This is a genomic window from Comamonas sp. DB36 (assembly GCF_057914905.1).
Genome location: NZ_CP196632.1, coordinates 41,742 through 54,917, shown reverse-complemented (window position 1 = coordinate 54,917; position 13,176 = coordinate 41,742). Strand labels below are relative to the sequence as shown.

11 protein-coding genes are annotated in these 13,176 nt (G+C 67.6%); 2 read left to right on the top strand and 9 right to left on the bottom strand.

The window, feature by feature from the left end; all coding sequences use genetic code 11:
* Positions 1-37: 37 nt before the first annotated feature.
* The 7 genes from ACSVDO_RS21245 to ACSVDO_RS21215 form a co-directional block, all read right to left on the bottom strand.
* Positions 38-1,225, bottom strand: coding sequence for an acetyl-CoA C-acyltransferase family protein (locus tag ACSVDO_RS21245; protein ID WP_489596976.1), 1,188 nt, complete (start codon positions 1,223-1,225; stop codon positions 38-40).
* A 10-nt stretch (positions 1,226-1,235) separates the two neighbouring features.
* Positions 1,236-2,294, bottom strand: a complete 1,059-nt coding sequence (locus ACSVDO_RS21240; protein ID WP_489596974.1) for a beta-keto acid cleavage family enzyme — start codon at positions 2,292-2,294, stop codon at positions 1,236-1,238.
* Positions 2,295-2,950: 656 nt separating this feature from the next.
* Complete coding sequence (locus ACSVDO_RS21235; RefSeq protein WP_489596972.1) at positions 2,951-4,510, bottom strand: acetolactate synthase large subunit; 1,560 nt, start codon at positions 4,508-4,510, stop codon at positions 2,951-2,953.
* A 70-nt stretch (positions 4,511-4,580) separates the two neighbouring features.
* Positions 4,581-5,711 carry a porin gene (locus ACSVDO_RS21230; RefSeq protein ID WP_489596970.1) on the bottom strand — a complete coding sequence of 377 codons (1,131 nt, stop codon included), beginning with the start codon at positions 5,709-5,711 and terminating at the stop codon, positions 4,581-4,583.
* 87 nt (positions 5,712-5,798) lie between these two features.
* A complete protein-coding gene (locus ACSVDO_RS21225; RefSeq protein ID WP_489596968.1) occupies positions 5,799-6,779 on the bottom strand; it encodes a tripartite tricarboxylate transporter substrate binding protein in 981 nt (326 codons plus the stop codon).
* Between the two features lie 19 nt (positions 6,780-6,798).
* Positions 6,799-7,641 (bottom strand): TauD/TfdA dioxygenase family protein, encoded by an 843-nt coding sequence (locus ACSVDO_RS21220; protein WP_332547574.1) that lies wholly within the window; start codon positions 7,639-7,641, stop codon positions 6,799-6,801.
* A gap of 13 nt (positions 7,642-7,654) precedes the next feature.
* Positions 7,655-8,635: a quinone oxidoreductase family protein gene (locus ACSVDO_RS21215; RefSeq protein ID WP_489596965.1), complete on the bottom strand. Its 981-nt coding sequence runs from the start codon at positions 8,633-8,635 to the stop codon at positions 7,655-7,657.
* A gap of 313 nt (positions 8,636-8,948) precedes the next feature.
* Here ACSVDO_RS21215 and ACSVDO_RS21210 point away from each other — a divergent pair, with 313 nt between their 5' ends.
* On the top strand, positions 8,949-9,977 hold the full coding sequence (locus ACSVDO_RS21210) for an AraC family transcriptional regulator (protein ID WP_332534137.1): 1,029 nt from the start codon (positions 8,949-8,951) through the stop codon (positions 9,975-9,977).
* Between the two features lie 24 nt (positions 9,978-10,001).
* On the opposite strand, the gene ACSVDO_RS21205 is transcribed toward ACSVDO_RS21210, so the two are convergent.
* A complete protein-coding gene (locus tag ACSVDO_RS21205; protein WP_332534178.1) occupies positions 10,002-10,997 on the bottom strand; it encodes a YeiH family protein in 996 nt (331 codons plus the stop codon).
* A gap of 158 nt (positions 10,998-11,155) precedes the next feature.
* Between ACSVDO_RS21205 and ACSVDO_RS21200 the strand changes: the two genes are divergently transcribed.
* The gene (locus ACSVDO_RS21200) at positions 11,156-12,073 is read left to right on the top strand and encodes a LysR family transcriptional regulator (RefSeq protein WP_332534138.1); all 918 of its coding nucleotides are present in this window, start codon (positions 11,156-11,158) and stop codon (positions 12,071-12,073) included.
* A 3-nt stretch (positions 12,074-12,076) separates the two neighbouring features.
* On the opposite strand, the gene ACSVDO_RS21195 is transcribed toward ACSVDO_RS21200, so the two are convergent.
* Complete coding sequence (locus ACSVDO_RS21195) at positions 12,077-13,099, bottom strand: AraC family transcriptional regulator (RefSeq protein ID WP_489596964.1); 1,023 nt, start codon at positions 13,097-13,099, stop codon at positions 12,077-12,079.
* Between the last annotated feature and the right edge of the window lie 77 nt (positions 13,100-13,176).

Below are 13,176 nucleotides of genomic sequence, written 5' to 3'. Positions count from 1 at the left end.
ACTTCCGGCAGGCGTTGCTGCTTTGCACTGCCCCCGATCACACCCGCTCGAAGATCGCCGCGATGCCCTGGCCGCCGCCAATGCACATGGTCACCAGCGCATAGCGGCCGCCGCTGCGCTGCAGTTCGGCAATCGCCTTGGTGGTGATGATGGCGCCGGTCGCGCCCACGGGATGGCCCAGCGCAATGCCCGAGCCGTTGGGGTTGACCCGGGCCGTGTCCAGGCCCAGTTGCTGGATCACGGCGCAGGCCTGGGCCGCAAACGCCTCGTTGGCTTCGATCACGTCCATGTCGGCGATCTTCAGGCCGCAGCGCGCCAGCACCTGCTGCGTTGCGGGCACCGGGCCCATGCCCATATAGGCGGGATCGACGCCCGCATGCGCATAGCCGACCAGGCGCGCCAGCGGCTTGACGCCCAGCGCCGCCAGGCGGTCACCGCCGACCATCACCACGGCCGCCGCGCCATCGTTGATGCCCGAGGCATTGCCGGCCGTCACCGTGCCGCCGTCCTTCTGGAACGCGGGCTTCATTCCGGCCAGCATCTCGCGCGTGGTTGCCGGGCGCACATGCTCGTCGGTGTCGAACAGCACCGTGCCCTTGCGCGTGGCGATTTCCACGGCAACGATCTGTTCCTTGAAGCGGCCGGCCTCGATGGCCGCGGCCGCGCGCTGCTGGCTGGTCAGCGCCAACGCGTCCTGCATCTCGCGGCTGATGCCGTAGCGCCGGGCCACGTTTTCCGCGGTCACGCCCATGTGCATCTTCTGCCAGGGGTCGTGCAATATGCCCAGCATGTAGTCCGTGCTTTGGGCGTCGCCCATGCGCGCTCCCCAGCGCGCCGACAGGTCGAAGTACGGGCCGCGGCTCATCGATTCCGCGCCCGCGCCTATGGCCACATCGCAGTCGCCCAGCGCAATTGCCTGCGCGGCCGACACGATGGCCTGCAGGCCCGAGCCGCACAGCCGATTGACATTGAATGCCGGCGTTTCAACCGGGCAGCCCGCATCGATTGCCGCCACGCGCGACAGATAGGCGTCGCGCGTCTCGGTGGGAATCACATTGCCCATGACCACATGGCCCACGGCCTGCGGATCGAGCCCCGCGCGCGCGATCGCGGCATGCACCACGGTGGTCGCGAGCCGGGTATTGGGTACGTCCTTGAGCGCGCCGCCGAAAGAGCCTATGGCCGTGCGCGCCGTGCCAACTACGAAAATGTCTCGGGTGTTCATGGCGGGTGTCTCAGGCCGTCTTGCGCAGAAAGCCCTGGTTGCCGCCGTTGCGGTTGGGCGCGAAGCCGTTGGCCGCCAGCGACTCCTCCACCGTGTCGTAGAACACGCCGATCTTGCTGATCTCGCGCGCCTGTTGCGCGCTGGCGATGGGCCGGCCGAAATCCCGCGACATGCGCACCAGCTGCTCGATCTGCGAGACCGTGCTGGCCTTGGCGCTGCGGTCCTGGTTCCACAGGCAGTCCTCGGTGCCGCAGCGCACATGCAGGCCAGCGGCAATGCCCATCATGTTCACGGGCAGCACGTTGCGCACATTGCTTTCGACGGTCAGCACCGCGCCGTCGGGCACGGCGCGCACGAAGTTGGCCAGGCTGTAGAGGCTGGGCATGTCCATGCCGCCGCCGATCGCCACCCAGTTCATCACCAGCGGACCCATGTAGAAGCCGCGGCGCATCAGGCGCTCCACGGATTCGAAGCTGTTGATGTTGTAGCACTGGAACGCGCTCTGGATGCCGGCCTTGGTCAGGCGGCGCACATGCTCCTCGACCCAGCCGGGCTGGGCGGGCACGGTCATTTCCTTGTAGGCATTGAAGATCGCCGGGTTCTCGCGCGAGGTGCCCTTGAAGTCGGCGTCCTCGGCCTGGTCGGTGACGTTCATCTGCGAAGTGTTGACGGTGACCGTCACCTGGTCGGGAACGGGGTCGAGATCGGCGAGCATATGGCGCGTGTCGTCGCTGAGCCACTTGGCCATTTCGCCTTCGTTCTCGGGCGCGAAGCTGATCGAGCCGCCGACCTGGATGATCATCTCGGGCACGGCCCGGCGCACGCCCGCAATCAGCTCGTTGAACTTGGACAGGCGCTTGGAGCCCTTGCCGTCCATCTCGCGCACATGCAGGTGCAGCACGGTGGCACCCGCGTTGTAGCAGTCCACGGCCTTCTGGATCTGTGCATCCATGGTGACCGGAATGTCCTCGGGAAAATCCGAGGGCAGCCAGCCCGGCGCATAGGGCGCGGCGGTGATGATCAGGGGCTGCTGGTTTTCGGGGAACAGGTGGCCGTCGAGAAAGTTCATGGTGGTCTCCAACAAGGGGGTGGCGGACGCCGGCCGCGGGTGCGGTCCGGACGAGGTTTTCAGGCAGCTTCACTTTAGGACGGCCTGCGCAGCAGACCCTTGCCGGATCGCGCTGCGCGCTTGGCATTTCGCGCCAGAGTGGGGGCAGAAAGCGGCAGGTTTGGGCAATGGGAATCTGGCCCACCCCACCCCGTGTAGCCAGCTTCGTCATGGCACTCGCAGTGCTGTCCGCTTCTGGCCGTGCCAGCGGCAGCTGCGACTTTGCTTTTCGAGGCCGGGTCTCGGCCCGGCAGCCGACCTCCTTTCTTGTCGCGCGACAAGAAAGGAGGCAAAGAAACGCGCCCCTGCTGTCTGCGACCCTCCGCTTCGCTGCGGGCAACCTGCCGTGCTCGGTCCCGGGCTGCGCCGCAGAACTCGCTTCGCGGCTGCGCCGCTGCGCTCGAACAACTGCGGCGAGTCAGATGACGAAGCAGGTGTGTCCTTCGGCACACCTGCCAGCCCGGGCCCTGCGCGCGCCAGGAGCAGCCAGAAGGGGGTTCGCCTGAGGAGTGCTGCGATGAAGCAGACTGCACAGGTCGGCTTGCACCGCCGAGCGGACTCGGCAGGTTTTTGGCTGACCAGCATGCCCTCTTGGGCGCAGCGCGCCAGCGCCAAAGCTACAGCATCGCTTCAATCAGCGTAGGCCCTGGCGTCGCATACGAGCGCTGCAGCGCCCGACCCAGCGCCTGGAGATCGTCCACGCGCTGCGCGGCCACGCCCATGCCTTTGGCCAGGCTGGACCAGTCCAGGTCCGGGCGCCGCAGCGACAGCATGTCTTCGGCGCGCTTGCCGGGCGTGCCCGCGCCCACGGCCGCGAGTTCGCCGCGCAGAATGCCGTAGGCACGATTGACGAAGATCACCACCGTGATGTCCAGCTGCTCGCGCGCCATGGTCCACAGCGACTGCAGCGTATACATGCCGCTGCCGTCGCCTTCGAGCGCCAGCACGCGCCGGCCCGGCGCAGCCAGCGCCGCGCCCACGGCCGCGGGCAGCGCAAAGCCTATGGCTCCGCCGCAGCTCGTGAGCCAGTCATGCGGCGCGGCGCCGGCCGTGAGCGCGTCGAAGCCCCGGCCCGTGGTCATGGCCTCCTCGACGACGATGGCCTGGGCCGGCAGCGTGGCCGCCAGCGTGCGGCCTATGCCTTCGGGCGTGAGCGCGCCGGTCGACAACGGCTGCGCGTCCTGGGCCACCAGGGCCGGCCGCACTTTGTGCGCACCCAGCGCTTCGCTGAGCGCCTGCAGCGCATCCTGCGGTGCGTCTTCGGGCGTGGCCAGCGTGAGGAACTCACAGCCCGGCGCCGACAGCCGGCCCGGCTGGTCCGGGTAGGCAAAGAACGCCACGGGCGGACTGGCGCCGACCAGAATGATGCGCTGGAAGCCGGCCAGCGCCGCGAGCCCGGGCGCGACCGCATAGGGCAGGCGCGGCACGGCCACGCGCCCCGCACCCCGCTCCAGCCGCGCGGTATAGAACTCGGCGCGCAGCGCGCAGCCCGTGGCCGCGGCAATGCGGCCCGCGAGATCCGTGCAGCAGGCGCGCAGCGCACGGTCTCCCAGCAGCAGCAAGGTGGACTGAGGCTGCTCGCGCAGCGCCTGGACAATGCGCTCGAAATCGCGCGCGGGCTGTGGCGCAGGCGCGGGGGCCACGGCCGCGGCCGCGGCCGGCGCAGGCGCGTCGGGCACTTCGGACCAGGCAACATTGGCCGGCAGCACCAGCGTGGCAATGCGCCCCGGGCGCGCATTCGCCTGGCGCACGGCCTCGGCGCCGTCGGCCGCGATGTCGGCGACGCCGGCGCTGGTGCGCACCCACTGGGACATGGGCGCCGCGACGCCATGGATGTCGGACATCAGCGGCGCGTCAAGCTGCAGATGCTCGATCGCATGGTCGCCGACGATGTTGACGATGCCCGAGCGCGCCTTCTTCGCGTTGTGCAGATTGGCCAGGCCGTTGGCCAGTCCCGGGCCCAGATGCAGCAAGGTTGCGGCCGGCCGGTCGGCCATGCGGTAGTAGCCGTCGGCCGCGCCCGTGACCACGGTCTCGTGCAGGCCCAGCACGCAGCGCATGCCGGCTATCCGGTCGAGCGCGGCGACAAAGTGCATCTCCGAAGTGCCGGGGTTGGTGAAACACATGTCGACCTGGTGGTCGAGCAGCGTATGGACAAGCTGTTCTGCGCCGTTCATGGAAAAGTCCGAAGGAAAAAGTAAAAGCGGCCGCAGGCGGCCGCAGAAAAATCGAAGCGCCGAGCCGGGCTCAGAACACGTGGCGAATGCCCAGATCGAAGCCCGAGGCATTGCCGCCCAGCACCGGCACCGGCCCCTGCTCCGCACCCGAACTCACGGGCAGGCGCAGCGCGCCCCTGTTGGTGACATGCGCATAGGTGCCGTACAGCGTGGTGCGCTTGGACAGCGGGTGCACATAGCCCACGGCCAACTTGCGCGCCGCGCTGTCGGCCGCGTCGTTGCGCTGCAGCTGCATGTAGCTCACGGGGATGTAGCCCGGGCCGACAGAGATCCACGCGCCCAGCTGCCAGAAGCGCCCACGGCTGGTGCCCGACAGCGCGGCAACGGGAATGCGGGTCTTGTTCTGCCCGACCAGGGCCATGAGCCTGTGGCCCTGCCACTGGTAGGCGCCGCCGATATTGGACTGCACGAAGTCGCCCACGGCCGCGTTCTTCGTCGTGGCCGACGCCACGGCGATGTCGAAGTCCGCGCCGCCATAGCCCAGGCGCCAGGCATAGAGGTTGCCGTCGCGCTTTGTCGCATCGCTGCCGGCGTTCTCGCCCGCGGCCAGCATGCCCTGGAAGAACAGGCCCTTGCACTGGAACGTGGTGCAGCCCGGCGAGAAGTAGCCGACGGAATTCGACGCGCGAAAGCCCGTGGCTGTCGTGCCGTTGAGCACATGGCCGCTCATGCCCACGCCCACGCGGAACGGGTCGAAAGCAAACAGGTTCCAGAACGCCGGCGTGTAGTCGCGGCCCAGGCGCAGCTGGCCCCAGTCCTGGCCTTCGAGATAGACATAGGACTTGCGATTGAACGTGATGGCCCCGTTGGGGTTGACCGCGCCCGAGGCCTGGTTGTTGGTGTTGCTCGCCTGGCCCGTGCCGGTGTCGGTGTTGAGCCCCGACTCGAGCTCGAAGCCGGCCCACAGGCGGTCTCCCAGCGACTCGCGCCCCTTGAAGCCCAGGCGGCTGGCCTGGTTGCCGCTCGAAGTCACCATGTGGCGCGAACCCGCGCCCTCGCCCCTATACGACGACAGCGCCATGTCGACCACGCCGTAGACGCTGACGCCGGTTTGCCCCGCGCCGGGATGCCCCGCGCCGGTTTGCGCCAAGGCCAGTTGCGGCGCCAGCGCCAGCACGCTCCAGAGTATTTTCTTGTTCATCACCGTTGTCTCCGTTGGAATAATGATTGGCACGCGAACGCTGCACCTGGGTTGACCCGAGGCGCGAAAAACAAAGGGAGGCCGGCTTTATTGCGGCTGGTAGTTGATCGATTTGAGCAGCGCCGCCTGCTGCTGGTGGGCCTGCCGGAGATCGGCCATGAGCTCCTCCGACGTGGCGCTGCCCGCAGCGTCCATGCCCATCTCCCTGACGCGCGCCTGCACGGCGGCCTGCTGGAAATGCCTGAGCGTCAGTTCGCGGATCTTCTGCTGCACCTCGGGCGGGGCGTCGGGCCGCGACCAGACCGCGAACCAGCCGGCCTGGGCCAGTTCGGGATAGCCCAGTTCCTTGAACGTGGGCACCTGCGGCAGCTCGGCAATGCGCGTCGGGTAGTTGACGGCAATCGCCTTGATCTTGCCGGCCTTGATCAGCGGCAGCGAAGTCGGCAGGCCGTCGAACATCAGCGGCACATGACCGCCCATCAGATCGGTCAGGCCCGGCGGCGAGCCCTTGTAGCCCACATGCTTCATGGACATCTGCGTCAGCTGGCCCAGCAGCATGCCCGAGGTATGGCCCTTCATTCCCGCGGCATAGGACGCGAAGTCCAGCCCTTCCTTTTGCGCCTTGCCGTACGCCACCAGCTGCTGCAGATTGGTGACCGGCAGATCCTTGTTGGCGACCAGCACCAGTCCCGTGCGGCTGAGCTGGGCCAGGGGCTTGAGATCCTTGAACGGCTGGTAGCTGACCTTGTAGGCCAGCGGCGTCTCGCTCACGATGCCGCCCTGTATCACCAAAAAGGTGTGGCCGTCCCTGCCGTTTTGCAGCAGGTCGCTGACCGCGAGCACGCCCGCGGCGCCGGGCTTCGATTCCACGATCACCGGCTTGCCCAGGTCGTGCTGCAGGCCTTCGGCCAGCAGCCGGGCCAGCGCGTCGGCGCTGCCGCCCGCGGGCGCGCCGACCAGCAGGCGAATGGGCTTGGCGGGCCAGGCGGGCTGGGCCTGGGCCGTCGCCGCAGCGGCCACGGCCGCGAACACCAGCCCCCACCAGCCTGCACTGCGTTGTTGTTTCATGCTTGTCTCTCCTGCGGTGTCAGTAGGGCTTGTCGCCGATGATGGCCGCGCGCTCCATTTTGCGCGGCGCGGGCCAGTAGTCCTGCACCGCGTAATGCTGGGTGCAGCGGTTGTCCCACATCGCCACGCTGTGGGGCTTCCAGCGGAAACGCACCTGGTACTCGGGAATGGCCGCCTGGCTGGTCAGGTAGTTGAGCAGCAGGCTCGCGCCCGGCGTCTTGTCCTGGCCGTAGCGCACGTTGTCGGGCGTGTGGAAGTTCGCGAAATGGGTGGTGAAGCTGCTCACAAACAGCACCTGCTCGCCGGTTTCGGGGTGGGTGCGCACCACCGGATGCTCCACGGGCGGATGCTGGCGGCCCAGCGCCAGGCGCTGCTCCTCGGGCATCACGGCGCCGAAGCCATGCTCTATGCTGTTCTTGGCCTTGAGCCCGGCGATCTTCTTCTGGATGTCGCCCGGCAGGTTGCGGTAGGCCTCGGCCATGTTGACCCAGATGGTGTCGCCGCCCACGGGCGGGCATTCGATGCAGCGCAGCACGCAGCCCATGGTCGGCGTCGCGCGCCACTGGCCGTCGGTGTGGTAGCTGTTCTCGTAGTTCTCGCGCTTGTCGCTGCGGTAGATCTGCACCAGGCCCGGGTGGTCGGGATCGCTGCCCGCGACGGGATGGTCCTCGAGCTCGCCGAAATGGCGCGCGAACGCCACATGCTCGGCGCGCGTGATGTCCTGGTCGCGAAAGAACAGCACCTTGTGCTGCAGCAGCAAGCCCTTGATTGCATCTGCCAGGCCGGTATCGCGCGACGCCTCGCCCAGGCTCACGCCCGATATTTCGGCACCGATGGTGCATGTGAGTTGTTCGACTTTCATGGCCTGTTCCTCCTCAGATGGTGAAGACCGAAGCGCCCACGGTCTTGCGGGATTCGAGATCGCGGTGCGCCTGCGCGGCGTCGCCCAGCGCATAGCGCTTGTGGATGTCTATGCGTATGCGGCCGGCCGCGACATGGCCGAACAGCTCGGCCAGCAGGGCCTGCTTTTCCGCGGGGTCGGCAATGTAGTCGGCCAGCGCCGGACGCGTCACGAACAGCGAGCCCTTGCGCCCCAGGATGGCCGGATCGAACGGCTCTATCTTTCCCGACGCCGTGCCCACGCAGACCAGCAGGCCGCGGCGCTGCAGGCAGTCGAGCGAAGCCATGAACGTGTCCTTGCCCACGCTGTCGAACACCACGGCCACGCCCACGCCGCCCGTGATCTCGCGCACCCGCGCCACCACATCCTCGTGGCTGTAATTGATCACATGGTCGCAGCCATGGGCGCGCGCCACTTCGGCCTTGGCATCGGTGGACACCGTGCCTATCACCGTCAGGCCCAGCAGCTTGGCCCATTGGGTCAGGATCAGGCCCACGCCGCCGGCCGCGGCGTGCAGCAAAATGGTCTCGTGGCCCTGGAACGGATGGATGCGGCGCAGCAGATACGCCGCGGTCAGGCCGCGCATGGTGATGCAGGCCGCGGTCTCGAAGTCGATGCCGTCGGGCAGCCGGATCAAGGGCGCGGCGGGAATCAGCCGCTCGCTGCTGTACGCGCCCAGCGTGTTGGTGAAGCCGGTATAGGTCACGCGGTCACCCACGGCCACGTTGTCCACGCCCGCGCCCACCGCCGTCACCACCCCCGCGGCTTCCACGCCCATGCCGCTGGGCAGGGGCACGGGATAGATGCCCGTGCGGAAATAGGTGTCCGCGTAGTTCAGGCCCACGGCCTTTTGCTGCAGCCGCACCTGGCCCGGGCCGGGCTCGCCCACGCTCACGGTCTGCAATTCCAGGACCTCGGGTCCGCCGGTGCGGGCGAAAGTGATGATTTGTGCCATATCTGTTTCCTTGAAGTTCGCCGCGGCCGGCATTCCAAGCATTGCCTGCCGTCTGGGGAAAATTCTCGGATGGGAGCCCGGTGCGCGACTTGACCGATTGCGACAGGCAGTTGTCCTCTCGTGCGACCACGGGAAACTCCCCCCAGGGTCTTCCCGTAGACCTGGACGGCAGGCGGCAGACCGGCGTTTCCACCATTGACCGGCGCCACCGGTATTGATATACCTCAGCAAAACTCAAAGCAATGGCCTGGCAACCGCATTGCCGCGCCAGTCCGTGCTTCCGAATGGCCTTCGTTCCCCACGCCCAAAGCACATGTCCGCCCTGTCCATGACGCCGCGCATTCGCAGCATCAGCCTGAACAAATATGCGAAAGTCGCGCAGGAATTCGGGCTGGATCCGCTGCGCATGCTGCGGCAGGCCGGGCTGGACCACAGCTGCCTGAATTCACCCGACCTGCAGGTGCCCGAGACCGCGTTCGCCCAGATGCTGGAAACGTCGTCTGCGCATGCGGGCCATGCCGCGCTGGGCCTGCTCATGGGGGCCTGCTGGAAGCTGTCGGACTTCGGTCCGCTGAGCCTGCTGCTGCAGCACCAGGCGAGCCTGGCCGCGCTGCTGCAGACGCTCAAGGACTACCCGCACCTGATCAGCAGCACGATCACCACCGAGATCGTGACCCAGCAGCGCCTGTCCATCATCCAGCTGCACCTGCGCACCGAACGCGACACGCCGGGCCGCCAGCCCATGGAGCTGGGCATCGCGGCCCTATTGAGCCTGTGCCGCCACCAGCTGGGCCGCGACTGGAACCCGCTCAGCGTGCATTTCACCCATGCCGCGCCCGCGAACGCAGTCCACCACAGGCGCGTGCTGGGCTGCGAAACGGTGTTTGCCTCGCACTTCGACGGCATCGTGCTGAGCAACCAGGACCTGCAGCTGCCGCACCCCGAATACGACCACCACATGGAAGGCCATGCACGCCAGCTGATAGACGCGCATGCGCCGCGGCCCTCGTCACGCGAAGTCGAGCAGCGGGTGCAGGACACGCTGCAGTCCTTGCTGCCGCACGGGCGCCACGGCATTGCCCAGGTCGCAAGCGCGCTGGGCTGCACTGCGCGCTCGCTGCAACGCCAGCTCGAAGGCCGCAACACCAGTTTTCAGCAAACGCTGGATGCGGTGCGCAGCCAGGCCGCGGTGCGCGCGTTGAAGAACCCGCATCTGTCGGTCAGCGAAGCCGCCGCGCTGTCGGGTTTCGCCGAGAACAGCTCGTTCACGCGCTGGTTCAGCAAACATTTCCAGCAAAGCCCCAGCCAATGGCGCCAGCAGCACCTGGCCGCAGCGGGCTGAGGCCAGGGCGGCGACCGCCCGGCTTCAGGAGCGCAGGTAGATAGCGGCCAGCACAAAGCCCGCCATCCACAGCGTCTCGACCACGAGCAGCGCGAACGGCCGCCAGCCGGCGCGCGCCAGTTGCTTGAACGAAGTCTTCATGCCCAGCGCGGCAATCGCCACGACCAGGCAGTCGCGCGAAATGTCGCTCAGGCCGGCCTGAACGGCCGCGGGCACGGCGCCCACCGAATTGACGATCACCAGCGCCACGAACACCCAGAGGAACCAGGGCACGAGTGGCTGTTTTTTCTGTGCGGCGGCCGCGCCTTCGGCCTCGCGCTGGCGCTTGAACAGCGAGGACACGATCACCACCACCACGGCCAGCATGGACACGCGAAACAGCTTGACGATGGTCGCGTAATCGCCGGTTTCCTGGCCCAGCATGAAGCCCGCGCCCACCACCTGGGCGACATCGTGGATGGTGCCGCCCAGGAACAGTCCGGCCAGCTCGGGCGGCAAGTGCAGCAGGCGCGCGATCAGCGGGTAGATCACCATCGCCAGCGTGGACAGCACGGTCACCGTGACCACCACCATCAGCGTGAAGCGCTCGCTGTCCTTGTTGCGCGGCAGCACGGCCGAAATCGCCAGCGCCGCCGACGCGCCGCAGATCGCGACCGCGCCGCCCGACAGCACCGACTGCGCGCGGTCCAGGCCCAGGCGCCGGCCGAGCAACACGCCGCACAGCAGCGTGCTGACCACCGCCAGGATCACGATGGCCGCCGTGCTCCAGCCCAGGCCCATGATCTGGCTGGCCGTGATGCGCGCGCCCAGCAGGCCCACGCCCAGGCGCAGCACCGTGCGCGCGCAGAACTCTATGCCGGGCCGGGTCTTGGGATCGGCGCTGAGATAGTGGAACGCCACGCCGAAGAACAGCGCATAGAGCAGCTGGGGGCCGCCATGCAGTTTGGACACCAGCGTCGCGGCCATGGCCACCACAGCGGACAAGGCCGCGCCCGGCAGGCATTGCAGCAGGCGCTGCATGCCGCTTTCGGGCCGGGCGGGATCTGCGGGCAGGCGGGAGGTCAGGAAATTGGGCACGCTGGATCTCTTCCAAAGGGGGTATCTAAGGCTTTAGCCGTTTTCTGCATTTGATAATACGAAAAACTCATAAAGAAAAAAATCAGATAATTTCACTCAGAATGATCGATAAAACCACTCAACCTGCTTCTCTGCGGCTGCGCCTGAGCCTGCGCCAGCTCGAGGTGTTCCTGGCCACGGCACGCGGCGGCAGCACGCGCGCCGCGGCCGACCGCGTCGCGCGCTCGCAGTCTGCGGCCAGCACCGCGCTGGCCGAGCTCGAAGCCGCTCTGGGCTGCGAGCTGTTCGATCGCATAGGCCGGCGGCTGCAGCTCAACGAGAACGGGCGCGCGCTGCTGCCCAAGGCCCAGGCCATCGTCGATCAGGCGGCCGAGGCACAGGACCTGTTCATGGGCGAGCACGCCGCGCCGCTGCGCGTCGCGGCCAGCTTCACGATAGGCGAATACCTGCTGCCGCAGCTGGTGTCGCGCTGGACGCAGCTGCACCCCAAAAGCCTGATCCATCTGCGCATAGGCAACACCAGCGAAGTGATAGATGCCGTCGCCGCCATGGACGTGGACATAGGTTTCGTCGAAGGTTCGCAGACCCACCCCGATCTGGTGATGCAGCCCTGGAGCGATGACGAGATCGTGGTCATCGCCGCGCCCGGTCACGCGCTGGCAGGCCGGCGCGCGACGCCGCAACAGCTGGCCCAGGCCACCTGGGTGGTGCGCGAGCATGGTTCGGGCACACGCCAGGTCACCGACGAATGGCTGCTGAGCAATCTGCAGCAGGTGCGCATAGGCTTCGAGCTGGGCAGCAACGAGGCGATCAAGCGCGTGGTCGCAGCCAGCGATGGCCTCGGTTGCCTGTCGCGCCATGCCGTGGAGCAAAGCGTGGCCGACGGCCATCTGATCGAGTTGCAGACCCGGCTGCCCAGGGCCAGGCGCAAGCTGGCCATCGTGCTGCACCGCGAAAAGAAACTGGGCGGCGGCGCCGCGGATTTCCTGGTGCATTGCCGCGCCGCGGCGGCGATTTAGCGGCTAAAAATCAATCGGGCCTAGCGTCTGCTGCTTCCATTGCGAAGCACTGCGGCCGAAGCGCTGGCCGAACCAGTGGCTGAAGCTGCTGGGCCGCGTGAAGCCCAGCAGCTCGGCGACTTCGCGCAGCGGCCGGTCGCTTTCGCGCAGATGGCGCTGGGCCAGATCCATGCGCACTTCGTCGAGCAGCCCGCTGAATGTGAGCCCTTCGGCTGCAAGCCGGCGGTGCAGCGTACGCCGGTCGATGTGCAGGAAGCGCGCCAGCTCCGCCGCCGTGCAGCTGCCGCCGGGCAGCAGCGCGAGCATGATCTGGCGGCAGGTCTGCTGCGCGCTGTCGCCGCGCTCCACCAGCGCCGCCTCGAGGTACTTGCGCGCAAAGCCTGCGGCCACCTGGTCGCCCAGCGCGCGCGGCTGGGCCAGGTCGCTGGCGCGGCAGACCAGGCCGTTGAACTCCTGGTTGAACTTCACGCTGCGCCGGAAGAACGCGCGGTGCGCGGCCGCGTTCTCGGGCGGCCTGTGCGTGAAGCAGACTTCGAGCGGCTGCCACTGCGGGCCGGTCAATTCGCTGAGCATCTGGAACATGCCGCCCACTGCGAGCTCCACCGACTGGCGCATCTGCAGTCCGGGCGTGGGCAGCAGCTCCTCGCGTATGACCACGACGCTGCCCGCATCCTCGACATCGAGAAGAAGCGAGGCATTCACCAGCTGCAGATAGCGGCACAGCGTGTCGAGCGCCTCGCGCGGCGAGCCGGCCTCGCGCAGCACCAGGCTGATAGGTCCCAGCGCCGACAGCCGGCGCCGCGCCGCCAGGCGCAGCGCCAGGTCCTCGGTATGCGTGGCGCGCGCCGTGATTTCCAGCAGCTCGCGCGCGGCATCCCTGGGAATCAGCAGTTCGGGATCGTCGAGAAACCGCGCCTGCAGGCCCACGCTGCGCAGAAAGGCATAAGGGTCGCGGCCCAGCGACTGCACCAGCTCGACATAGCCGTTGAGGCTGGCGCTGCGCACGAAATGCGAAATCTGTTTCATGTTCCAGCCTTCGGATGGCGCACCGCATGCACGCCATTTGTCCCAGATAAGCAATTCTATGTCCCCGAAAAGCAAGT

What these genes read in the sequence shown, in the direction of transcription:
- ACSVDO_RS21245 (WP_489596976.1), bottom strand. Translation starts at nt 1,225, where the DNA reads ATGAACACCCGAGACATTTTCGTAGTTGGCACGGCGCGCACGGCCATA.
- ACSVDO_RS21240 (WP_489596974.1), bottom strand. Translation starts at nt 2,294, where the DNA reads ATGAACTTTCTCGACGGCCACCTGTTCCCCGAAAACCAGCAGCCCCTG.
- ACSVDO_RS21235 (WP_489596972.1), bottom strand. Translation starts at nt 4,510, where the DNA reads ATGAACGGCGCAGAACAGCTTGTCCATACGCTGCTCGACCACCAGGTC.
- ACSVDO_RS21230 (WP_489596970.1), bottom strand. Translation starts at nt 5,711, where the DNA reads ATGAACAAGAAAATACTCTGGAGCGTGCTGGCGCTGGCGCCGCAACTG.
- ACSVDO_RS21225 (WP_489596968.1), bottom strand. Translation starts at nt 6,779, where the DNA reads ATGAAACAACAACGCAGTGCAGGCTGGTGGGGGCTGGTGTTCGCGGCC.
- ACSVDO_RS21220 (WP_332547574.1), bottom strand. Translation starts at nt 7,641, where the DNA reads ATGAAAGTCGAACAACTCACATGCACCATCGGTGCCGAAATATCGGGC.
- ACSVDO_RS21215 (WP_489596965.1), bottom strand. Translation starts at nt 8,635, where the DNA reads ATGGCACAAATCATCACTTTCGCCCGCACCGGCGGACCCGAGGTCCTG.
- ACSVDO_RS21210 (WP_332534137.1), top strand. Translation starts at nt 8,949, where the DNA reads ATGTCCGCCCTGTCCATGACGCCGCGCATTCGCAGCATCAGCCTGAAC.
- ACSVDO_RS21205 (WP_332534178.1), bottom strand. Translation starts at nt 10,997, where the DNA reads ATGCAGCGCCTGCTGCAATGCCTGCCGGGCGCGGCCTTGTCCGCTGTG.
- ACSVDO_RS21200 (WP_332534138.1), top strand. Translation starts at nt 11,156, where the DNA reads ATGATCGATAAAACCACTCAACCTGCTTCTCTGCGGCTGCGCCTGAGC.
- ACSVDO_RS21195 (WP_489596964.1), bottom strand. Translation starts at nt 13,099, where the DNA reads ATGAAACAGATTTCGCATTTCGTGCGCAGCGCCAGCCTCAACGGCTAT.